Annotated in this window: 17 protein-coding genes; 9 read left to right on the top strand and 8 right to left on the bottom strand. The window is 70.1% G+C overall.

The window, feature by feature from the left end:
• Window positions 1–96: 96 nt before the first annotated feature.
• The 3 genes from QSK15_RS10405 to QSK15_RS10395 are packed head-to-tail and all read left to right on the top strand — an operon-like array spanning window position 97 to window position 2895.
• Window positions 97–1146 (top strand): LLM class flavin-dependent oxidoreductase, encoded by a 1050-nt coding sequence (locus QSK15_RS10405; protein WP_285793957.1) that lies wholly within the window; start codon window positions 97–99, stop codon window positions 1144–1146.
• A complete protein-coding gene (locus QSK15_RS10400) occupies window positions 1139–2167 on the top strand; it encodes an LLM class flavin-dependent oxidoreductase (protein WP_285793956.1) in 1029 nt (342 codons plus the stop codon). The genes QSK15_RS10405 and QSK15_RS10400 overlap by 8 nt, the downstream gene beginning before the upstream one ends.
• A gap of 26 nt (window positions 2168–2193) precedes the next feature.
• Window positions 2194–2895 carry an NADPH-dependent F420 reductase gene (locus tag QSK15_RS10395; RefSeq protein WP_285793955.1) on the top strand — a complete coding sequence of 234 codons (702 nt, stop codon included), beginning with the start codon at window positions 2194–2196 and terminating at the stop codon, window positions 2893–2895.
• A gap of 182 nt (window positions 2896–3077) precedes the next feature.
• Here the strand turns inward: QSK15_RS10395 and QSK15_RS10390 are convergent, their stop codons facing one another.
• Together QSK15_RS10390 and QSK15_RS10385 are read right to left on the bottom strand one after the other, a co-directional pair.
• Window positions 3078–3806, bottom strand: coding sequence for a tetratricopeptide repeat protein (locus QSK15_RS10390; protein WP_285793954.1), 729 nt, complete (start codon window positions 3804–3806; stop codon window positions 3078–3080).
• 14 nt (window positions 3807–3820) lie between these two features.
• Complete coding sequence (locus tag QSK15_RS10385) at window positions 3821–4594, bottom strand: GNAT family N-acetyltransferase (protein ID WP_285793953.1); 774 nt, start codon at window positions 4592–4594, stop codon at window positions 3821–3823.
• 202 nt (window positions 4595–4796) lie between these two features.
• Between QSK15_RS10385 and QSK15_RS10380 the strand changes: the two genes are divergently transcribed.
• From QSK15_RS10380 to QSK15_RS10360, 5 genes are all read left to right on the top strand, one after another.
• Window positions 4797–5243 (top strand): iron chaperone, encoded by a 447-nt coding sequence (locus QSK15_RS10380; RefSeq protein WP_285793952.1) that lies wholly within the window; start codon window positions 4797–4799, stop codon window positions 5241–5243.
• Window positions 5244–5347: 104 nt separating this feature from the next.
• The gene (locus QSK15_RS10375) at window positions 5348–5899 is read left to right on the top strand and encodes a hypothetical protein (RefSeq protein WP_285793951.1); all 552 of its coding nucleotides are present in this window, start codon (window positions 5348–5350) and stop codon (window positions 5897–5899) included.
• A 3-nt stretch (window positions 5900–5902) separates the two neighbouring features.
• Window positions 5903–6715: an inositol monophosphatase family protein gene (locus QSK15_RS10370; protein ID WP_285793950.1), complete on the top strand. Its 813-nt coding sequence runs from the start codon at window positions 5903–5905 to the stop codon at window positions 6713–6715.
• 65 nt (window positions 6716–6780) lie between these two features.
• Window positions 6781–7185, top strand: coding sequence for a superoxide dismutase, Ni (gene sodN, locus QSK15_RS10365; protein WP_285793949.1), 405 nt, complete (start codon window positions 6781–6783; stop codon window positions 7183–7185).
• A gap of 61 nt (window positions 7186–7246) precedes the next feature.
• Complete coding sequence (locus QSK15_RS10360; protein WP_285793948.1) at window positions 7247–8557, top strand: radical SAM protein; 1311 nt, start codon at window positions 7247–7249, stop codon at window positions 8555–8557.
• A 57-nt stretch (window positions 8558–8614) separates the two neighbouring features.
• Here the strand turns inward: QSK15_RS10360 and QSK15_RS10355 are convergent, their stop codons facing one another.
• Window positions 8615–10150, bottom strand: a complete 1536-nt coding sequence (locus tag QSK15_RS10355) for a pectate lyase family protein (protein WP_285793947.1) — start codon at window positions 10148–10150, stop codon at window positions 8615–8617.
• A gap of 477 nt (window positions 10151–10627) precedes the next feature.
• Here QSK15_RS10355 and QSK15_RS10350 point away from each other — a divergent pair, with 477 nt between their 5' ends.
• Window positions 10628–11941 carry a hypothetical protein gene (locus tag QSK15_RS10350; protein WP_285793946.1) on the top strand — a complete coding sequence of 438 codons (1314 nt, stop codon included), beginning with the start codon at window positions 10628–10630 and terminating at the stop codon, window positions 11939–11941.
• A 61-nt stretch (window positions 11942–12002) separates the two neighbouring features.
• Here QSK15_RS10350 and QSK15_RS10345 read toward each other — a convergent pair whose 3' ends face one another.
• The 5 genes from QSK15_RS10345 to QSK15_RS10325 all read right to left on the bottom strand — a co-directional run bounded on the left by QSK15_RS10345 (window position 12003) and on the right by QSK15_RS10325 (window position 20319).
• Window positions 12003–13082, bottom strand: a complete 1080-nt coding sequence (locus QSK15_RS10345; protein WP_285793945.1) for a hypothetical protein — start codon at window positions 13080–13082, stop codon at window positions 12003–12005.
• A gap of 60 nt (window positions 13083–13142) precedes the next feature.
• Window positions 13143–13775, bottom strand: coding sequence for a hypothetical protein (locus tag QSK15_RS10340; protein ID WP_285793944.1), 633 nt, complete (start codon window positions 13773–13775; stop codon window positions 13143–13145).
• Between the two features lie 27 nt (window positions 13776–13802).
• Window positions 13803–16223, bottom strand: a complete 2421-nt coding sequence (locus QSK15_RS10335; protein WP_285793943.1) for a family 43 glycosylhydrolase — start codon at window positions 16221–16223, stop codon at window positions 13803–13805.
• 188 nt (window positions 16224–16411) lie between these two features.
• Complete coding sequence (locus tag QSK15_RS10330; RefSeq protein WP_285793942.1) at window positions 16412–18922, bottom strand: glycoside hydrolase family 43 protein; 2511 nt, start codon at window positions 18920–18922, stop codon at window positions 16412–16414.
• A gap of 236 nt (window positions 18923–19158) precedes the next feature.
• Entirely contained in the window at window positions 19159–20319 is a 1161-nt protein-coding gene (locus tag QSK15_RS10325) for a serine hydrolase domain-containing protein (RefSeq protein WP_285793941.1), read from the bottom strand.
• Between the last annotated feature and the right edge of the window lies 1 nt (window position 20320).

The following is a 20320-nucleotide window of genomic DNA, read 5'->3' as shown; positions in this document are numbered from 1 at the left end:
GGGAATTGACGTGTCAATCGCAAAGTTAGCATCATTGACACGTCAACCGGTAGGTCTGCTTCCGCAGCTCGCCGGCTGAGCACCGAGGAGGAGACGATGGCAGCTGCAGACTTCGAGCTGGGGCTGAACTCGTTCGGGGAGGTCGCCACCGACGGCGACCGAACCCTGAGCGACGCCGAGACCGTACGGCTACTCGTCGACGAGGCACGGCTCGCCGAGTCGGCCGGAATCGACGTGTTCAGCGTCGGTGAGCACTACCGCGAGGGCCACAACGACTCGGCGACACCCGTGCTGCTGGCGGCGGCCGCGACGGCGACCGAGCGAATTCGTCTCGGCACCTCGGTCACCGTGCTCAGCACCAACGATCCGGTACGGCTCTACCACGAGTTCTCCACCCTCGACGCCGTCTCCAACGGCCGCGCCCAGGTGGTCCTCGGCCGCGCCTCGGCAACCGAGTCGTTCCCGTTGTTCGGTTACGACCTGGCCGACTACGAGCGGTTGTTCGAGGAGAAGCTGGACCTCTTCCTCCGGCTGCAACAGGACGAACCGGTCACCTGGTCCGGCACGGTACGAAGCCCGCTCACCGCGCAGCGGCTGCACCCACGGATGCGCTCCGGCGGCATCCCGACCTGGATCGGCGTCGGGGGAAGCCCGAACTCGGTCATCCGCGCCGCCCGGCACGGACTTCCGCTCATGCTCGCGATCATCGGCGGGCGTCCGCAGCGCTTCGCCGGCCACGTCGACCTCTACACCAGGGCGCTCGAACAGTTCGGGCATACCCTGCCGCCAATCGGGCAGCACTCCCTCGGCCTGGTCGCGGACACCGACGAGGAGGCGGTGGAGACGTGGTGGCGGTACTGGCAGCCGGTCGTGGCAGCCCTGGCAGCCGAACGGGGATTCTACAAACCGGACCGCGCGCGCTACGAGGCGGAAATCGACCACGGGGCGCTGTTCGTCGGCTCACCCGAGACGGTGGCGCAGAAGATCGCCACTGTCGCTCGCGACCTGCGGCTGAGCCGCTTCGACCTGAAGTACGACATCATGCACCTGCCCCGCGAGGCCCGTGCGCGCACCATCCACCTGCTGGGCAGAGAGGTCGCGCCACGGGTCCGGGAGCTGCTGGCGAAGGAGCCCAACCATGTCTGATCTCTTGTTCGGCCTTGACACGTTCGGCGACGTACCGCAGGACGACGCCGGCAGGCTCGTCTCCCACGCGGCGGCGATCCGGCAGGTCGTCGACGAGGCGGTGCTCGCCGACCAGCTCGGGGTCGACGTCATCGCCCTGGGCGAGCACCACCGGCCGGAGTACTCCGTCTCCACACCGGAGACGGTGCTGGCCGGCATCGCCACCCGCACCTCACGGATCCGGTTGGCCTCCGGCGTGACAGTGCTGAGCTCGGACGACCCGGTGCGGGTGTTCCAGCGCTTCGCCACCGTGGACGCGCTGTCGAACGGCCGGGCCGAGGTCATCCTCGGCCGCGGCTCGTTCACCGAGTCGTTCCCGCTGTTCGGTTACGACCTGCGCGACTACGACACGCTGTTCGAGGAGAAGATCGACCTGTTCGTGAAGTTGCTGGACGAGAAACCGGTCACCTGGAGCGGCACCCTGCGTGCCCCGCTGGAGAACGCCGACGTCTTCCCGAAGACCGAGTCGGGTCGCCTGGACACCTGGGTCGGCGTGGGTGGCTCGCCGCAGTCGGTCGTCCGCACCGCCCAGTACGGGCTTCCGCTCATGCTCGCCATCATCGGTGGCGCCCCCGACCGCTTCGCGCCCTACATCGACCTCTACCGCCGGGCCGCCGAGCAACTCGGCACGACCGCGCACCCGGTCGGGATGCACTCGCCCGGCTTCATCGCCGACACCGACGCAGAGGCCAAGGAGATCTACTGGCCGCACTACCGGATCATGCGGGACCGGATCGGCAAACTGCGGGGTTGGCCGCCGATCCGCCGCCAGGAGTTCGACTCCGAGGTGGAGAACGGCTCGCTCTACATCGGTTCACCGGAGACGGTGGCCCGCCGGATGGCCCGGGCGATCCGCAGCCTCGGCGTCGGCCGGTTCGACCTCATCTACTCGGCCGGAGCGCAGCCGGCGAGCGCCCGCATGCGCGCCGTGGAACTGTACGGCTCGAAGGTGATCCCCATGGTCCGCGAACTGCTCGCCTGACCGCCACTTCCCCGCGAGAGGACGACATGACCGACAACGATCGAAGCCGGCCCACCACCCTCGGCATCCTCGGCGCCGGCAAGGTGGGCACCGTCCTCGCCCGGCTCGCCGTCGCCGCCGGCTACCGGGTACGGGTAGCCGGCTCCGGCGACCCGGCGAAGATCGCCCTCACCGTCGAGGTGCTCGCCCCGGGGGCCGAGGCCACCACCGCGCTGGACGCGGCGACCGACGCCGACATCGTCGTACTCGCCCTACCCCTGGGCAAGCACCGCAGCATCCCCGCCGAGGCGTTGCGCGGCAAGCTCGTCGTCGACGCCATGAACTACTGGTGGGAGATCGACGGCATCCGCGACGACCTCACCGACCCGCGTACCTCGTCGAGCGAGATCGTCCAGGCGTTCCTGTCCGGCTCCCGGGTGGTGAAGGCGTTCAACCACATGGGCTATCACGACCTGGAGGACGAGGCCCGACCGGCGGGGGCGGCCGGGCGCAAGGCCATCGCGATCGCAGGCGACGACAGCGCCGACCTCACCGAGGTGTCGACACTGGTGGACGCGCTCGGCTTCGATCCGGTCGTCGCCGGCCCGCTGGCCGAGGGGGTACGACTCGAACCGGGCAGCGAGTTGTTCGGCGCCAACGTGAGCGCCGACGAGGTCCGCGCGATGCTCGACCGCTTCCCGGAGTCGGAGCGGGGACGGGTCGTCACCGCTGCCCGAGAGCCGTCCTAGTCGTCCTGCGAGCGTTCCCGGCGGGCGTCGCCACGATCCGCGCGACACAAGATCCGCGCAACATCAGGGATGTTGCTGGCTCACGCGCTCCGGAGGCAGCACTATCCGGGAAGTTGCGCGGATCTTGGGCGCGGGGTGCGGAGCGCGGGGGCGCAGAGCGCGAGGGCGCGCGGCGCGTGCGATCAGCGGTTGTCGTACCCGAAGGCTGTTCGCGGGTCGAGGCGCTGGCCCTCGGCGTACTCCTTGTCGAACGCGGCCGGGCCGAGCGCTCCGATCGCGGCGGCGCGCATCCGGGCGAGGTCCGCCGCGTCGTCCGGGTCCGGCACCTGACCGAGCGCCGCGAACGCGGCATCCGCGACGCCGATCATCCGCGCCGCCCGCAGGTGATCTCCCTCGGCGGTCGCGAGCGCGGCGCCCGCGACGCAGACGTACGGCACGAAGTCGGCCCAGCCGTTGTCGAACACCCGCTCGCGGTTCTCGGCGAACAGTGTCCGCGCCACGTCGAGGTTGCCCAGCCCCAGCTCGCAGAACGCCAGGTTGTGATACTCGGAGTTGACAGTCTTGGGTTGGCCGAGCGTCTCGTTGAGCGCGATGCTCTCCCGGTACAGCTCCCGCGCCCGAACCAGGTCGCCGGACATCCGCGCGACGCCGGCCAGCACGTGCCTCGGCCGTTCCTCGAGGGCGCGGTCGCCGGAGCGCAGCGCCACCGCCAGGGCCTCCCGCGCCCGGGCCTCCCCGCCCGCCAGATCGCCGCCGCGGATGGCGACCCGGGCGAGGCTGTAGCGGGCCTCCACCTCACCTGCCGGGTCGCCGGCCGCCCGCGCCCGCTCGATCTCGGCCTCGCTCATCCGCACCACGGCGTCGGTCTCGCCCCGTCGGAAGGCCGAACGCACGTTCTCACTGAAGCTCATGGCCTTCTCCCCCGTCACGCGTCGCTCGGTCGTGCCGTCAACATGGTCCAGTTCTGCACGAGCGTGAAGCCCATCGACTCGTAGAGCGGCCGGCCCATCGGGCTGCTGTGCAGGTAGGCGATGTCCGCGCCGGCCGCGATGCCGTCACGCAGCACCGCTTCGGTGAGCGCCCGGCCGAGGCCACGACCCCGGGCGGACGGTACGACGCCGATGTTGAACACACCGATCACGCCGGGGGCCCGCATGCCGAGGGCGGTGCCGACCGGACGGCCGGATTCCTCGGCCAGATAGCCGGTCACGCCGTCGGTGTCGAGCACCGCGCCGCCCATCAGCGAGCCGAAGGCACCGACGGGCGCCTCGAAGCTCTCGGCGAAGGCATCGGTGTACGTGTCGCTCTCGGCGGCGCCGACCCGGCGTACCAGGGTCTGCTGGGTCGAGCCGGTCCGGAACTCGATGGCGTCGGTGGCGCAGGCCATCAGCGGGAGGGCGCTGCGTTCGGTGAGCCCGTGCCGGGCCCCGAGGTCGGTGATCCCGGCGCTGGGCTCACCCCGGACGATGATCGACCAGTACGGAACCTGCCTGGCGACCTCGGTCGCCAACTCGTCGAGCGAGCCGAGGTCCGGGTCCGTGGTCAGATCGAAGACCCCGTTGAGCGACGCGACGCCGGTGCGGGTGACCCCCGCGCGAGCGGTGCCGCGTTCGGCGTACCAGCCCTTCGGTGTCACCCGGCAGAGTGTCCCGATGGCGTCGGAGTACGCCCTCGCCAACCGGTCGGCGGTGGTGCTCATGCCTGGTCCCCCCATGGAACTGTCCTGACGAGTCCGTCAACCTAGCCAGCAATCCGTTAGACCAGCAAACGTGACGATTCGGGCAGTCGGCGGTGCTCCGTACCGATCAGGAATCGAGAAGCCCCGAGGCCGGCGTCCGGCCTAGCCTTTTCCCAGAACGGCCGGCGGCACGCCGAACCGGACGACGAGAAGGAGACCACACATGTCCACGAAGACCACCACCGAGTCCGACGGCTTCACCGCCGAGGAGCGCGCCGCGATGAAGGAGCGCGCCGCCGAGTTGCGCGCCGAGGGCAGGAAGGGCGCCAAGAAGGCCGACGGGCTCCAGGCGGTCCTCGACCGGATCGCGCAGATGGAGCCGGAGGATCGGGCGCTCGCCGAGCGCGTCCACGTGACGGTGACCGCCGCCGCCCCGGACCTGGCGCCCAAGACCTGGTACGGGATGCCCGCCTACGCGAACGCGGACGGCAAGATCGTGGTCTTCTTCCAGGACTCCGGGAAGTTCAACTACCGGTACTCGACGCTGGGCTTCCAGGACACCGCCAACCTCGACGACGGCGACATGTGGCCGGCGTCGTACGCGCTGCAGAAGTGGAGCCCCGCCGTGGAGAAGAAGATCACCGAGCTGGTGCGGGCAGCGGTTTCCTGATCGTCCCGGCAACCGCCTGGATCGGGGCGACCGCAGTGGCCCGACCGACCCGAGGTGAGCGATGATCGGGGCCTGCGAGGAGAGGGAGGCACCGTGCGGACGATGTGGCGCAGGCGACCAGCGGCGACACGAGCAGCCCGGTGACGGCCAAGGCAGGTCAGGCGTTCGACACCGGTCGGGCCGTGTCAGACGTCGAGTCGCTGCTCGCCGCAGAGTTGCCCACGGACGGCGAGCCGGTCAGCGAGGGAGACCCGGCAACCGGGGAGTGGACCGGCACCCGCGGGGCGGGCTTCCGGATCATTCCGATCTGGGAGGGCGACGACCTCACGGGTGTGTACGGCACCGACTGGACCGACGCCGAGGAAGCCGCCACGGCGAAACTGGCTCTCGTCGTCGGTGAGCTGGACCGCCGTTGGGGCCCGCACCGCAGGGTGTCCATGCACGTACCGCTGTTCCGCAAGCAGGCCGGCACGCCGATGCCGGCGTTGTTCCAGTCTCTGAGCGACATGGACTGCTACGGCGACCTGACGGTCTGGGGTCCGATCGCGGCCGACGGCCGCTGGGTGGCGGTCTCGGTCAACCAGTGCGACGGTGACGCCCCGATGATCATGATCGCGGTGGTCAGTGAGTCCGCGATCATCGAACTGCCGGAGTAACGCGTGCCGATCACCGACCACGCGGTGGCCATCGCGGCGGCGGAGGCCGGCGCGGCTGTCGTCCGCGCGCGATACGGGTCGCCGCTGACCCGCTTCATGAAGATCGGAAACGACTTCGCCACCACCGTCGACATCGAGGCGGAGGAGGCCATCCTCGGCGTCCTGCGCGAGGCTCGTCCGAACGACGTCGTGGTGGGCGAGGAGAGCGGGCGCACGGGCACTGGTGACAACGGACGCACCTGGCTTGTCGACCCGCTCTGCGGCACGTTGAACTATGCCGCCCGCACCACGCTGGTCGCGGTCAACGTCGCGCTGCTCACCGGGACGGGTTGCGCCGTGGCCGCGTCGGCGGACCCGTTCAGCGGTGAGGTGTTCTGGACCGACGGCGGTGCCGCGTACGTCCGCCTCGCCGGCACCGACGAGCGTCTTGTCCCGTCGGCCGAGTCGAGGCTGGTCGACGTCAACCTCGACCCACCGTTCCCCAGCCGGGACGTCTTCCTGGCCGCCCGGATGCTCGCCGACGAGGACTTCATCGAGCGGTTCCACCCCCGGGTGGTCTCCACCAGCCTGGCCGTGGCGTGGGTCGCCGCCGGTCGCCGCGCCGCCTACCTGACGGACCGTCACGACCTGAGCCGCAGCGTGCACTTCGCGGCCGGAGTCGCGCTCTGCCAGGCGGCCGGCTGCGTGGTCACCGCGCTCGACGGCGAACCGCTGCACGCCGGTGGGAATGGTCTCGTGGTCGCCGCCGACCAGCGGACACACGCCGCCCTGCTGACCCTCGTCCGGAAGCAACGCCAGACGACGGCGCGACCTTGACATGAAGTGCGGTTGAGGTCTTAACCTCCCGTCCGGCACCTCAACCTGTCGTCGGAGGGAATCTGATGCACCTGCCCCGCCCGTTCCGCCCGCGTACCGTCGCGAGCGCCCACTGCGACCTGCCGTGCGGCGTCTACGACCCGGCCCAGGCCCGCATCGAGGCCGAGTCGATCAAGGCGATCTCCGAGAAGTACCAGGCCAGCGACGACCCGGAGTTTCGCACCCGCTCGCTGCTCATCAAGGAGCAGCGAGCCGAGCTGGTCAAGCACCACCTCTGGGTCCTCTGGACCGACTACTTCAAGGCGCCGCACTTCGAGAAGTACCCCCAGCTGCACGGCCTGTTCAACGAGGCGACGAAGCTGGCGGGTGCCGGCGGCGCGAAGGGCGCCGCGGACCCGGCGGTCGCCGAGCGGCTCCTCGGCAAGATCGAGGAGATCTCGAAGATCTTCTGGGAGACCAAGCAGAGCTGAGCAGCCGGTACCGGGTGGCGCAGGCCACCCGGTTCGGGGTACCACGTTCGGGAGGAACCGCATGACGTCGCGCACCGACCTCGTCGAAGAGTTGATGAGCCGTTTCCCACACGTGCCGCGGGAGGCGGTCCTCAAGGAGGACCTGCTGCGGGGCGGGCTCGCCTTCGACGACACGGCACTGACCGACAACGAGCACGGCGACGTCAAGCCGAAGTCGTACTTCATCTTCTCCTTCGACCACCGGACGCTGCCGGAGTTGGGGACGGCCGCGCTGCGCCGACCGCCGGAGGAGATCGTGCTCACCGGGGGTCCGTACGAGCTGCGGCGGACCGTCGTCTCGGTCCGCACCAACCCCAGTTCGCCGTACCGGGTCGGCACCGACGGCGATGGTCGGCTGCGCCTGTTCCTGGATGGGCGGCCGATCGCCGATGTCGGGCTGCCCCCGATGCCGGCGTACTACCGCCACACCCTCGCCAACGGCAAGTCGGTGATGGAGGTCGCCCCGACGATCCAGTGGGGCTATCTCATCTACCTCACCGCGTTCCGGGTCTGCCAGTACTTCGGCGCCAAGGAGGAGTGCCAGTACTGCGACATCAACCACAACTGGCGGCAGCACAAGCAGGCGGGCCGGCCCTACACCGGGGTCAAGCCCGTCGACGAGGTCCTTGAAGCCCTGGAGATCATCAACCGGCACGACACCGACCGCGCGTCGCAGGCGTACACGCTGACCGGCGGCAGCATCACCTCGCAGGTCAACGGGCTGGCCGAGGCCGACTTCTACGGCCGGTACGCGCAGGCGATCGAGGAGCGCTTTCCGGGCCGCTGGATCGGCAAGGTGGTGGCCCAGGCGCTGCCCCGAGCCGATGTGCAGCGGTTCCACGACTACGGGATCCGCATCTACCACCCCAACTACGAGGTGTGGGACAAGCGGTTGTTCGAGCTGTACTGCCCGGGCAAGGAGCGCTACGTCGGTCGGGAGGAGTGGCACCGGCGCATCCTCGACTCCGCCGAGGTGTTCGGCCCGCGCAACGTGATCCCGAACTTCGTGGCGGGCGTCGAGATGGCCGCCCCGCACGGCTTCACCAGCGTCGACGAGGCGATCGCCTCCACGGCCGAGGGGCTGAACTACTTCATGTCCCGGGGGATCACGCCCCGGTTCACCACCTGGTGCCCGGAGCCCACCACCCCGCTCGGCCGGACGAACCCGCAGGGCGCGCCGCTCGAATACCACGTCCGCCTGCTGGAGGTCTACCGGGCGACGATGGAGGCGCACGGTCTTTCCAGCCCGCCCGGGTACGGCCCCGCCGGGCCGGGGCGAGCGGTCTTCTCGGTCAGCTCCTTCATGGACACCCTGCCGTCGACTGATTCGTGACGGACGCCCGCGGGCGGGAGCGGCGTGCTCTGCCGCCCCCGCCCGCGACGACGCACGCTAGCTGGCGTACGTCTCGAACTCACCGACTCGTGGCGTACCGCCGGAGCTGTTGATCTTGAAGTTGATCTTGCTCAACGAGGTCGCGGAGAAGGTGATCGTTCCGGCCCCGCTGCCAGCGGCCAGGACCGCTCCGTTGTCGTTGTTGATCAGCTGCCAGGACCCGATGGAGCCCTGGGTGCCGGACGGCTCGCGGATCACCACCCGGGACACCCGGGTCGCCGAGCCCCACTTGATCGAGATCGTGCCGGTCGACCCGGCCGGCGACCAGTAGGTGCTCAGATCGCCGTCGCGGACGTTGCCGTAGCTGGTCCCGCTGGCCTTGCTGGAGCCGTCGGCGCCGGCGCCGAGGCTGAGGTTGGTCCCACCGGAGGGCGGCGGGGTGGTGGGCGGGGGCGTGGTCGGTGGCGGGGTGGTGGGCGGCGGGGTCTGCGGCGAGCAACTGCCGTTCGACACCTTCAGGCCCGTGTTGGCGCCGACCGTCTGGCGGACGATCTCCGGCACGCAGCTCGCCCCGTCGAGGCTGTACGGGTACGGGATGCCGACCGTGGTGGTGGAGGTCGGGTTGGGGCCGGCGGGGTAGTTCTCGCTGCCCGCGCTGGACCAGGTCACGTTGTCGAAGATGTTGCCGCCGACCTGCCAGTAGCCACGCTCGTTGGTGTAGAAGGTGCCCAGGACGTCCTTGGAGTCGCGGAAGTAGTTGTTCTCCACCTTGGCCCTGGCACCGGCCCGGGAGTTGATGCCGGACTCGCGCAGGCTCACGTAGTGGTTGTTGTAGATGTGGGCCACACCGCCGCGCAGCAGCGGCGTCCGGGAGTCGATGTTCTCGTAGAGGTTGTGGTGGTACGTGATGTAGCCGTTCGACAGGTCGCTCTCACTGGACCCGACGAGGCCGCCGCGACCGGAGTTGCGCAGGATGCTGTAGGACAGCGTCACGTACTGGGTGTTGTCCTTCATGTCGAAGAGGCCGTCGTACCCTTCGGACTCCCCACCCGAGGCTTCCAGGGTGACGTGGTCGACCCAGACGTTGCGAACCGTGCTCTCCATGCCGATCGCGTCCCCACCGTTCGAGGTGGGCGAGCCCGACTTCTTGACGTTCCGCACCGTCACGTTCTGGATGATGATGTTGCTGGAGTCCCGGATGTGGATGCCGAGCTGGTCGAAGACGGCGCTGCCGACCCCGATGATGGTGACGTTGCTGATCTGCTTGAGCTCGATCACGCCCGCCGCGGTGTTGCAGCTCGACCCCGACACCTTGCTGGTGTTGCCGTGGTTGATGGTCCCGCTGACCTCGATGGTGATCGGGGTGCTGCTGCTGGGCCGACCGCACAGCGCCGCGTGGATCGCCGTGCCGGTGGTGGCCCGCACCGTCTGCCCGCCCGCGCCGCCGGTGGTCCCGCCGTTCTGGGTGGCGTAGCCGGTGGCGCTGCCGACCGCCGCCGAGGCCTGCGGGGTCGGCACTGTCACCCCGACCGCGACCAGCACGGCCGCGGCGGCAAGCACCGCCCGACGCCGCAACACGACTCGTCGTCTCATGTCGCCTCACCTTCGCATTCGTCTCGTACCAGGTTCCGACTCGACGGACACCGCGATCACACCTGCCGACGGACGCCATTCAGGAATTGACGGCAGTCAATCGTCAGAATCTCGTCGAGATCTTTCACGCCCAGGTGAAAGCACTGATGAGTCGGGTGAGCGGGGCGCTCCGGGTGGCGCCACTCGCCCGACCGTTAATCGAAACATCGATGTAACGCAATCGTAGGAAAGCGGTTTCCCTGAAGGCAATAGCTGACGCTTGCAGGTTTGTTGCAGTGCCGCCGGGCCGGTCGGACGAGCGGGCCGGGGGCTCGCCGGCCCCGGTCCGCGGGTTGGCGCACGCGCGGTATTGACAGCGCCGGACCCGCCACCGATGCTCTGCTAAATCAGTTTAGCGACCGACTCGCTTCGACCCGTCCCCTCCCGTTCCCGGGCAGGCCCGTCGACTGAGCGCACCACCCCCGAGAAAGGACCCGCATGAGACTGCGAAAAGGACTGATCCCGCTCGCCACCGCCGTCGTCCTGGCCACCGCCTCCGGCACGGCGTACGGCAGCGCGAGCGGTAACCCCGGCGCCCCGGACGGAATCCGCAGCATCACCCCGATCACCACCGTCCACACGTACGGCCAGAAGGTCTCCGCGGTGGCGATCGAGTACGGGGCCACAGTCAACCCCCGCACCCTCGACACCGACACGTTCTCGGTGAGCGACACCATCTACAACTTCCGCTTCAACCCCATCGAGGACCTGCCGAAGCTCGCCGAGCGGACCGTCACCCGCACCTACACCAACTCGGCACCGGACACCCGCGACGACCACCGGTCGACGCCGGGCAGGTACGTCATCGTCGAACTCGACCCCGCGGACACCGGCGGCTCGACGGTCATCGTCTCCAAGTGCCCGACGTTCCTCTGCACCGTGAAGGTCAACCCCGAGCTGCCCACCCGGGTCGTGCAACGCGAGGACGTGCACGCCCAGCCCGGTCGAGGGGCCGGCAAGGGGCCGGTGCTCGCCCGCGCCACCCCGCGCGAGTCCCGACCGGTCACCGCGAAGCCGGTCAACCACCTGGTCGACGAGTTCACCTACGGCTCGTTCCTCAGCGGCGGAATGGTGCTGCCGTACCACTACCACCTGCCGAAGAACTACCAGCCGGGCCGCACGTACCCGCTGATGGTCGTCCTGCCCGGTCACGGAATGGGCTGGGACGGCGACAATCTCGGTGTCCAGCTCGCCGCCGACATCCCGGCGACCGCGTGGCTCCAACCGCAATGGACCGGCACCTCCGAGGACGTCATCGTCCTGGCGCCGCAGCACCAGCGGGTCGGTGGGGCCGCCGAGGCGGATCTGCTGGTCAAACTGCTCGATCAGTTCGCCGACCAGTTCGCGGTGGACACCCGTCGGGTGTACGCGACCACCGTGTCGTACGGCTCGCAGCTGCTCTGGGAGGCGTTCGCCAAGCGTCCGGACCTGTTCGCCGGCGGGTTGGTGACCGGTGGTTTCCCGGTCAACGCCACCCAGGCGAGCGCCATCGCGGCGGCCGAGGTGCCGGTGTGGATCACGCACGGCGAGCACGACCACCTGCTCAACGTCTCCGGCGCGCGCAACTCCACGGCGGTGCTGCGCCAGGCGTACGCCGCCCGGGGTAAGACGCCCGAGCAGGCCGCCGACCTGGTGCGCTACACCGAGTACGCCGACGCCGCGTTCTCGGTGCCGGACTACCACGCGGCGTTCGGGCCGACCTACGAGGACGCCGGCATCCTGCGCTGGCTGCTCGACCAGGCCAAGCCGTAGGGGCGCGGGCCGGGCGACGCCACGCCGCGACCCGACGGCGCGATCCGTTCGCGTCGACGGGTCACCGGTGGGCGTCGCCCGGGTCGGGCTCGCCAGCGGTGGCCGCGCCCCCGACGAGCACGGACTCCTGAGCCTCCCGCCGGCCCTCCTGCCGGGCGCGGGCCAGCAGGCCGGCCAGTCGACGCCGCCGGTGCCGGGCCGCCGCCCGCAGCCCCAGGAGCAGGCCGACGAGCAGAGCGAGCAGTGCGAGCTGCGCCCACGGTACGACCCAGGTGGTGACGGTGGCGGAGGCCGGGCGGAGGTCGGCCCCGGCCTGGCCGTCGCCCAGCAGCGCCGGCGACGTGGTGACGGTCGTGCGGAGGCGGCCCAGGGCCCACACGCCGTCGGCCCGGGTCCGCACCGTCCGGCTGCCGCCGGGCAGCAACTCGTCGACGGCGCTGGTGGCGTCGTGGCTGCTGCGGCCGAGCAGGTCGGACATCGCCACCCGACCGGTTCCGCTGACCCAGACGTTGCCGTCGTTCTCGACGGTGTAGCGGACCCGCACCGTGCCACCGGCGAAGGGATTCCACGACGGGGAGTACGTCGCGTCGAGGCCCCGGACGGCCAGGGCCGCCCGCGCGGAGCCGTTGACCCGCAGCATGACCCGGAACCCGACCCGACTCTCGACGGTGACAGTGCCTCCGGCGCTGCTGACGGTCGCGGCGATGCCGGCCGGGTGGTCGCCCGGTGTGGCGCTCCCGGGCACCGTGATGGTGAACGGCACGACCCGCGTCTCGTTCGGGCCGACGGTGACCTTCTCCTGCACGTCGATCCAGGTGCCGCCGTCGACCGAGGGCCGGTCGGACGACAGCATGTTGAAGCGGCCCTTGTCGGTGAGGTACCCGTCGGCGGCCTTCAGGGCGAACGTGACGGCGGTGCGGCTGAAGTTGCGGACCGCCAGGTGCTCGGTCACGGCCTGCCCCGGGTCGAGACTGGCGGTGATCCACCGGCGTTGGTCCGGGCCACTCGCGGTGGCCGGCTGGACCGTCCAGGTCAGGGCCTTGGGGTCCGGCTCCGCCGCCGCCGCGACCGGCGTGGCCGCAACCGTGAGGAACGCGACGGTGAGGACGACGAGCGCCCGGCGCAGGGGGGTGACGGTCATTCAGGCGGCCCTTCGGCACGGGGCTGGGCGGGGACCCGGTCCGGGCCCCCGCCCAGGCCACTACTCGAACAGTGAGAGTGTGAGGGTGGAGCTGTACTCGCCGGCGGCGACCTCAGCGGGGGTCCGCAGGTACAGGTCGGCGTTGACCGAGTACGAGTCGCTGGCGACGGCAGTGGAGTCGAAGGCCGAGACCAACAGCTCCTGATCGACAAGGCCGACATTGTTGCCCGGCTGGGTCGGCTCGTCCAGGCTGGTCACCACCTCTTCGCCCTCGGTGACCAGGCCGGTCTCGCCGCCGTCGAGCAGGCGCGGCTTCCAACCGAAGTGGTCGGCGGTGATCGGCGCCTGACCGGCGGCGCCCGTGAAGTCGGTCGCGCTGCCGAGCACCGCCCAGCTGGCACCGTCGGGCACCTCGTCGGCGACCCGGGTGTCGGTGACCGTCACCGTCGGCAGCGTGCCGACGAACTGGCGTACCAGCAGGGTCGAGCCGTCCTCGGAGAGCGCGACGGCGTCGCCGGCGATCGACAGGGCGAGCACGCCCGGTTCCCTGATCTCGTCGATGTCGACGGTGACCCGCACGCTGGCGTCGTCACCGGGCTCGGCCAGCGCGGGCGACGGCAGCACCGCCGCCCCGGTCAGCACGGCGCCGACCGAGCAGGCCGCCAGCAGCTGCCGCCGTTTGTATGTGTTCATGTGATCTCCGTTCTCTGCCATGAGGGGTTATCCGCCGCAGGTGCCGGCGGGGTGTTGCACGGTGCGGACGGTCGTCACGTCCTGCCCGCCGATCGCCCCGGTCACCCGGACCGTCGCCGAACCCGCCGGCACCGACCCGGCCCGGGTGGTGAAGGACTGGTAGGCGTTCGCGCCTGGCGCGACCGCCGCGAAGGACCGCTTGCCGTACGGCGTCTCCATGCTCACGCCCACCGGCGCGTCATGGTCGTTGCGCGCCTGCACCGCCACGTACGCCGTGCCACCGACGCACCGCGTCGACGCGGTGACCGTCGCGGGCAGGTCGACGGCGGCCGACTGGAAGGCCCAGGTGTCGATCTCGAAGAGGTCCGCGCCGGCCGGGCCGGTGTAGGTCAAGTAGACGTCGTGCACACCGCTGACGCCGGTGAGCTCGGCGCTCACCTCGGCCCACTGTCCGACCGGCGTGTCCACCGCGACAGTGCCGACGACGGGACCGTTGACGTCGTCCAGCCGGACCTGGACCTGCCCGCCGGCGGCCAGCGCACGCACCCGCGCCGTCAGGCTGCGCGCGCCGCCGTCCCCGAAGTTCACCGAGGACAGCGCCGTCCAGTCCCCGTTGTCGATGTCGCGGACCACCAGGTTCGGTGCCGCACCACCGAACTGGGCGGAGCCGCCGTCGACCTTCGTGGTCGCGACGCCCTTGCTCCAGCCGAAGGTCTCGGCCTCGAAGACGCGGTACGGGTCGAAGTCCCGGACCTGGTCCACGCCGGCGTAGGTGCCGACGACCTGCTGGATCGTGCCGTCCGGGTTGAAGGTCAACTCCTGGATGTGCGGGCTGCGGTACCCCTGGGTGGTGTTGCCGTTGATGCGCTTGTTCAGAGTCGGGGCGTGGTAGGTGAAGTAGTACCTGCCACCGAACTCGAACACCGACTGGTGGTTGTTGCCGCCGGTGCCGGCACCGAAGAACTGCGACTGGTTCGGGAAGAGCACACCGGCGTACGCCTCCTTCGGCCACGACATCGGGCCGTCGGAGATCATGTAGCCGATCTGCCCACCGCCCGGGTAACCGGGAAGGGGCTGCTGGCTACCACCGAAGTCGTTCCCGCCGAAGTGCGAGGAGTACGAGAAGTAGTACTTGCCCTGACGCTTGAAGACGTGCCCGGCCTCGAAGGCGACCGGGGCGTCGACCACCGCGGCCGTCCCCTCGGTCGACACCATGTCGTCGCCGAGCTCGATCGACCGGATGTTCTTCGGGTTGTTGAAGCGTTCGGCCGGCGGCATGCTCGTCGACGCGGGGCCGCCACCGAAGTAGAGGTACGGCTGGCCGTCGTCGTCGACGAACGGCGCCGGGTCGAACTTCCACGCGACGGCCTCGGCACCGGGGGTACGGCCGTCGATCAGCGTGCTGGTGCGCTCGCTGGTCCACGGGCCGAGCGGCGACGCGCCCGTGATCACATTGCTGGAACCACCGCCGTTGGCGTAGTAGAGGAAGAACTTCTCCACCCCGTTCACCACCTTCTTGGTGATGCCCGGTGCCCACGAGTTGGCGGTGAACGGGGCCACCCCGTTCGGGCCGGCGACCTGGATCTCACCGTGGTCGGTCCAGTTCACGAGGTCCTCGGAGGAGATCACCGTGATCTGGTTGATGTCGCCGTAGTTGATCCCCGGCGAGACACCGGTGGTCGGGTTCGGGGCGTAGCCCTGGGTGTCGTTGGTCATGTACATGTAGACCCGACCGTCGTGCACGAGACCGAAGCCGTCGGCGCCGAACTTGTGCCCGATCAACGGGTTGTGCTCCCCGGGCAGCTTGCCGACGACCTCGATGGTCTTCGACGCCGGGGCGGGCGGCGCGGCGCCGACCACCGACACGTCGTCGAGCGTGAAGTCCATGAGGTGCAGTGCCGGGTCCGTGGACGGGGTGCTCGTCCACGGGGTCTCGAAGAACAGGCGTGCCGTCGACACGCTCTGCGTCGCCGGGATCGTGAACGTTCCGCTGAACTGTGCCCACTGACCCTTCGTCGCCGTCACGCTGACCAGGTTGGTGTAGGTGCCACCGCCGTAGTGCATGGTGGCGAAGAACTGCTTCGTGGCCGGTCCGCTCTCGTTCGCGTACTTGATGCGGGCCGTCAGGGTGTACGCCTGACCGGCCTGCACCTTGCCGCTGAGGTCCTGCATCGGGCCGGATCCGGTGGTCGCCCGGTTGGTGACGAGCGCGGCGGTCGCGCCGGAGTAGGCATCGGACGTGGCCGACAACTGGGCGCCGTCGGAGGCGTTTCCGTTGTTGACGAACCAGTTGGCCAGGCCGTCCTCGAACCCGCCGTTGACGACGAGGTTCGTGTCGGCGGCCTGGGCGGGGACCGACCCGGTCCCGAACGTCGCGGCCAACAGCAGGCCGACTGTCGCGAGCGCTGCGACCCGTCCTCGGGTCGCCCGTCGCAGTCGTTGTTCCACGAGACATCCTCCTTCATCTCTGACGTGCGGTCATCGGTGTACGGGGGATCGGTGGGTGGTCCGGACATCTGGGGTCGGCCGTCACCACCGGCTGACCGTGGCCGGCGGCGCGGGACAGGTCCGCTGTTCCGCGCCGCCCGGCCGGTCGCCGGTGGTGCTGGTCGATGAGCCGAGGGCTCGTGGTGGGGTCAGCCGCCGCAGGCGTTGGCGGGGTGCGGCGTGGAGTGGACGGTGCTCACGTCGTGACCGGCGACGGTGCCGGTGACCCGGACCGTCGCCGTGCCGGCCGGCACGGACGCCGCACGCGTGTTGAACGACTGGTAGACGTTCGCTCCCGGCGCGACGGCCGCGAACGACCGGTTCCCGTACGGGGTCTGCACGCTGATCTCGACCGGCTCGGTCGAGTCGTTGCGCGCCTGCACCGCCACGTACGTCTTCCCGCCCAGGCAGCGCACCTGGGCGGTGGCCGTGGCGGGCAGTGCGGCCAGCACCGCGAGTCGGGCCAGGTGGTAACTCAGCGCCCGCTCCGGCGCGTCGATCTCGTTCTGGGTGCCGAGGTGACCGGCACGTGCCGCGTTCGCCGCGGCGAGCGCGGCCTGCGTCGTGGCCCAGGCGTCGGCCGGGTAGTGGCGTGCGTCGAGCGTCTGCGCGTGGGCGATGGCCGCGTCGAGCGCGGTGGTGTCCAGCGGCCGGCCCTGCGCGGTCAGCACGTCGCTGAGCAGGTAGTCGTCGAAGTCGACGTGGCCACCGGCCTCCTGGGTCGCGTAGGTGAACAGGCCGACCCGGTGGCCCATGAAGTGCGCGAGGCTGCCGTCGAGCGCCTGCGGGCCGACGCGGTTGCCCAGCCGGGTCCACTGGACCCCGTCCAGGCTGTAGTAGAACGTCGTCCACAGTTGGCCCACCGGCGAGGCGAAGTCGAGGTCGGCCTTCACGTGCACGTCGGTGGCGTCGCCCAGCGGCACCGTCGTGCCCGCCACGAAGTTCTCCAGCGTCGACTGGTCGAGATCGACGGCGAACGGCTGCGACCGGTTCACCACACCAAGGGTGTTGACGCCGTCGACGCGCTTCACCGCCACGTACGAGAATCCGCGGTTGTAGGCCGCCAGGCCCGCGACGTCGCCGTTGCGCATCCCGCTGATGTCCATCCGGGTCTGGACCGACTGCCGTGGCCCGAACGTCCGCTGGGAGAGCGTGTTGCGAGCCTCCTCGAACCACGCCAGCTCGGCCCGGTTGGACAGCTTCGTGTAGACGTACTGGCCGGTGACGACGCTGCCGGCCGTCAACCGCAGCCAGCCGTCGCGGTCGGTGAGCGACCAGTACCGGTTGTCCGGGGCGTGGTTCCACTCCCACGCCAGGTCGAGCCGCGACCCGTTGGGGGCGATCTCCGCCGGGTCGAGCGGCGCGGGGACCGTCCACTGCTCGTCCTGGTACGCCCGGTGCGGCGCGTCGTTGGCGAAGTCGTCCGAGGCGACGAGGCTCTTCTGCCGCTCGAACGTCTCCTCCGCCGGGCTGAGCCGGATCGGCTTGTCGAACAGGCCGTTGACCGGCACGACCCCGCCTGTGCCGAAGGTCGGCCACCCGTCCTGCCACGTGGCGGGGATGAGCGCCGGGATCCGACCGATCGGGAAGGTGTCCCGGAAGAACATGCCGTGCCAGTCGGTCCGGCCGTCCGCGCGGCTGATCGGGACCAGGCTGCCCTGGGCGAAGCCGTTGGAGTTGAGCACGCCGCGCGCCTCGTAGGTGTTGACGCCACCGGCCGAGGTGTAGCGCCCGAGCAGGTCCCTCGACCGGAACATGACGACCTGGCGTCCCTGCCCGGACGGCCAGGTGATGATGACGGCGTAGTACCAGCCGTCGATGTGGTAGACCTGCGCGCCCTCGAACAGGCCGCCGATGAACGGCTGCCCGGCGTAGTTGTTGGCGGTGAAGATGTTCGGGTAGTCCTGCGCGATGGCGGTCAGGTCGGCGTTGAGGCGGACGGCGCTGGTGCCGCCGGAGCCGTAGAAGATGTACGGCGTGCCGTCGACGTCGAAGAAGAGCGACGGGTCGTGCAGGCCCCGGCCGAGGGCGGTGCGCTGCCACGGGCCGTTCTCGATGTCGTCGGTGCGGTAGAGGTACGCCCCGCTGAGGTTGTTGGTGTTGAAGACGGCGTAGAACGTGCCGTCGTGGTAGCGCAGCGACGACGCCCACTGGCCCTGGCCGTACGAGTTCTGGCCGTTGCGCAGCGAGAAGGAGTCGCCGATGCTCGCCCGGTCGAAGACGTAGTTGACGATCTCCCAGTTGACCAGGTCGTACGACTTCATGATCGGCGCACCCGGGCTCAGGTGCATCGTCGTGCTGATCATGTAGTAGAGGTCGCGGCCCTCGTCGTTCTCGGCGGCCGGTACGCGCTCGACGCTGATGTCCGGCACGTCGGCGTTGAGCAGCGGCACCGAGTAGGTGCCGGCGCCGGTGTCGGTCGAGGTGTACGACGACCGGGGCGACCAGCCGTCGGCGGCGTGCGCGGCGGCCGGGGTGACCACCAGGCTCGCGGCGACCAGGGTGGCCGCCGATGCGAACGCGCACAGTGGGCGCAGTGGACGCGGCAGCACTGTGGACACCAGTCGGGTCAGCGCGTGCCGGGTGTGGTGTGCGAGGGCGTTCAGGCTGTTCGCAGGAGTGGTGCGGGAGGAGGTCAGGACACGCGATCCGATCGACACGACCAAGACGAGCTCCAAACGCGAGAGCGGCGTGAAGGCCATCGTGTTATCGCTAACAACCCCTGTCAAGACTATCGATGAAACGTGCCCGAAGTATCCCCGTAACACCCCCCGCCCTCCACAGTGGACGGTCAATCCTCTGCCCCGCCCCGGTGATCATGAAGTTATTGCCACCGGACACGGCGTGTCAGCGCAATAACTTCATGATCAGCGAGGCAGGGGTGGGGCGGGGCGGTTCAGGCTTCGAGGCAGGCGCGGACGGCGGCGGTGAGCCGGTTGGCCCGCTCGTCGCCCATCCCACGCATCTGGTTGACCACGTAGCCGAATCCCACCTGATGCTCAGCGTCGGCGAAGGCCAGGTTCCCGCCCGCGCCGTCGTGGCCGAAGCTGCGCTCACCCAGCAGCGGCCGGGCCGGTGCCGAGTGCAGCAGGAAACCGGTGCCCCAGCGCTGCCCGGTGTCCGGCGGGCCGTGCCGCTGCTGACCACGCGAGCGAACCACCACCGCGTCGTCCACCGACGCGGACGTGAGCAGCGGTCCAGCCTGACCCGGGAGACCGGAGACGCAGGCGGCGTAGAGGCGGGCGAGGCCGTCCGCGGTGCTCACCGCGCCCGCGCCCGGAACACCGGCGGCCCGGATGGCGTCGTCGTTGAAGCTCACCAGGCCGTCGGCGTCGGCGGGGAAGGCGAAAGCGCCCCCCATGGTGATGCCGCGTTCGGCGACCGGGTCCTCGAACGGGTCCGGGTCCGGTGGCGGCGCCAACCCCCAGGCAACGGTGTCACTCTCGGCGGCCGGAAGCCCGAGCCAGGTGCGCAAACCGAGCGGGTCCGCGAGAGTGTCGGCGAAGAACGCGCCGGGTAGTTGGCCGGTGATGCGGTGGATCACCTCTCCGACCAGCCAGCCGTAGGTCATCGGGTGGTAGCCGTGTGCCGTGCCCGGCTCCCACAACGGGGCCTGCGCCTCGATCGCCTTGATCACGGGGTCCCACGCCAGGACCTCGTCGAGGGTCAGGGGTCGGTCCAACGCGGGCAGACCGGCCTGGTGCGTGAGCAGCCAGCGCACCGGGATGTGCGCCTTGCCGTGCTGTCCGAACTCCGGCCAGTAGCGCGTCACCGGAGCATCGAGGTCGAGCCGGCCCTGTTGGACCAGCAGGTACGCGCAGATCGCCAGCATTCCCTTGGTGCAGGAGAAGACGACGACCGGCGTGTCCCTGCCCCAGGGCCGGCCGGTACGGGTGTCGGCGACCCCGCCGTACAGGTCGACGACCTTGCGGCCCCGCACGTAGACGGTGACGGCGGCGCCGACCTCTCCCCGGGAGGTGAAGTTGTCCCGGAAGACGTCGGCGACGCGCCCGTAGCGATCGGCGACCTCGCCGTGGATCTGTGGCTGTGTGACCACT

The sequence above is a fragment of the Micromonospora sp. NBRC 107095 genome, assembly GCF_030269705.1.
Lineage (GTDB): Bacteria > Actinomycetota > Actinomycetes > Mycobacteriales > Micromonosporaceae > Micromonospora > Micromonospora parva.
The sequence above is the reverse complement of the archived record's forward strand: the minus strand, read 5'-3'. Positions and strand labels throughout refer to the sequence as shown.

Bases quoted from the DNA above. Each gene is read 5' to 3' on its own strand.
- sodN (WP_285793949.1), top strand. From the start codon at position 6,781: ATGCACCTGCCCCGCCCGTTCCGCCCGCGTACCGTCGCGAGCGCCCAC.
- QSK15_RS10355 (WP_285793947.1), bottom strand. From the start codon at position 10,150: ATGAGACGACGAGTCGTGTTGCGGCGTCGGGCGGTGCTTGCCGCCGCG.
- QSK15_RS10350 (WP_285793946.1), top strand. From the start codon at position 10,628: ATGAGACTGCGAAAAGGACTGATCCCGCTCGCCACCGCCGTCGTCCTG.
- QSK15_RS10340 (WP_285793944.1), bottom strand. From the start codon at position 13,775: ATGAACACATACAAACGGCGGCAGCTGCTGGCGGCCTGCTCGGTCGGC.
- QSK15_RS10345 (WP_285793945.1), bottom strand. From the start codon at position 13,082: ATGACCGTCACCCCCCTGCGCCGGGCGCTCGTCGTCCTCACCGTCGCG.
- QSK15_RS10405 (WP_285793957.1), top strand. From the start codon at position 97: ATGGCAGCTGCAGACTTCGAGCTGGGGCTGAACTCGTTCGGGGAGGTC.
- QSK15_RS10390 (WP_285793954.1), bottom strand. From the start codon at position 3,806: ATGAGCTTCAGTGAGAACGTGCGTTCGGCCTTCCGACGGGGCGAGACC.
- QSK15_RS10400 (WP_285793956.1), top strand. From the start codon at position 1,139: ATGTCTGATCTCTTGTTCGGCCTTGACACGTTCGGCGACGTACCGCAG.
- QSK15_RS10380 (WP_285793952.1), top strand. From the start codon at position 4,797: ATGTCCACGAAGACCACCACCGAGTCCGACGGCTTCACCGCCGAGGAG.
- QSK15_RS10395 (WP_285793955.1), top strand. From the start codon at position 2,194: ATGACCGACAACGATCGAAGCCGGCCCACCACCCTCGGCATCCTCGGC.
- QSK15_RS10385 (WP_285793953.1), bottom strand. From the start codon at position 4,594: ATGAGCACCACCGCCGACCGGTTGGCGAGGGCGTACTCCGACGCCATC.
- QSK15_RS10360 (WP_285793948.1), top strand. From the start codon at position 7,247: ATGACGTCGCGCACCGACCTCGTCGAAGAGTTGATGAGCCGTTTCCCA.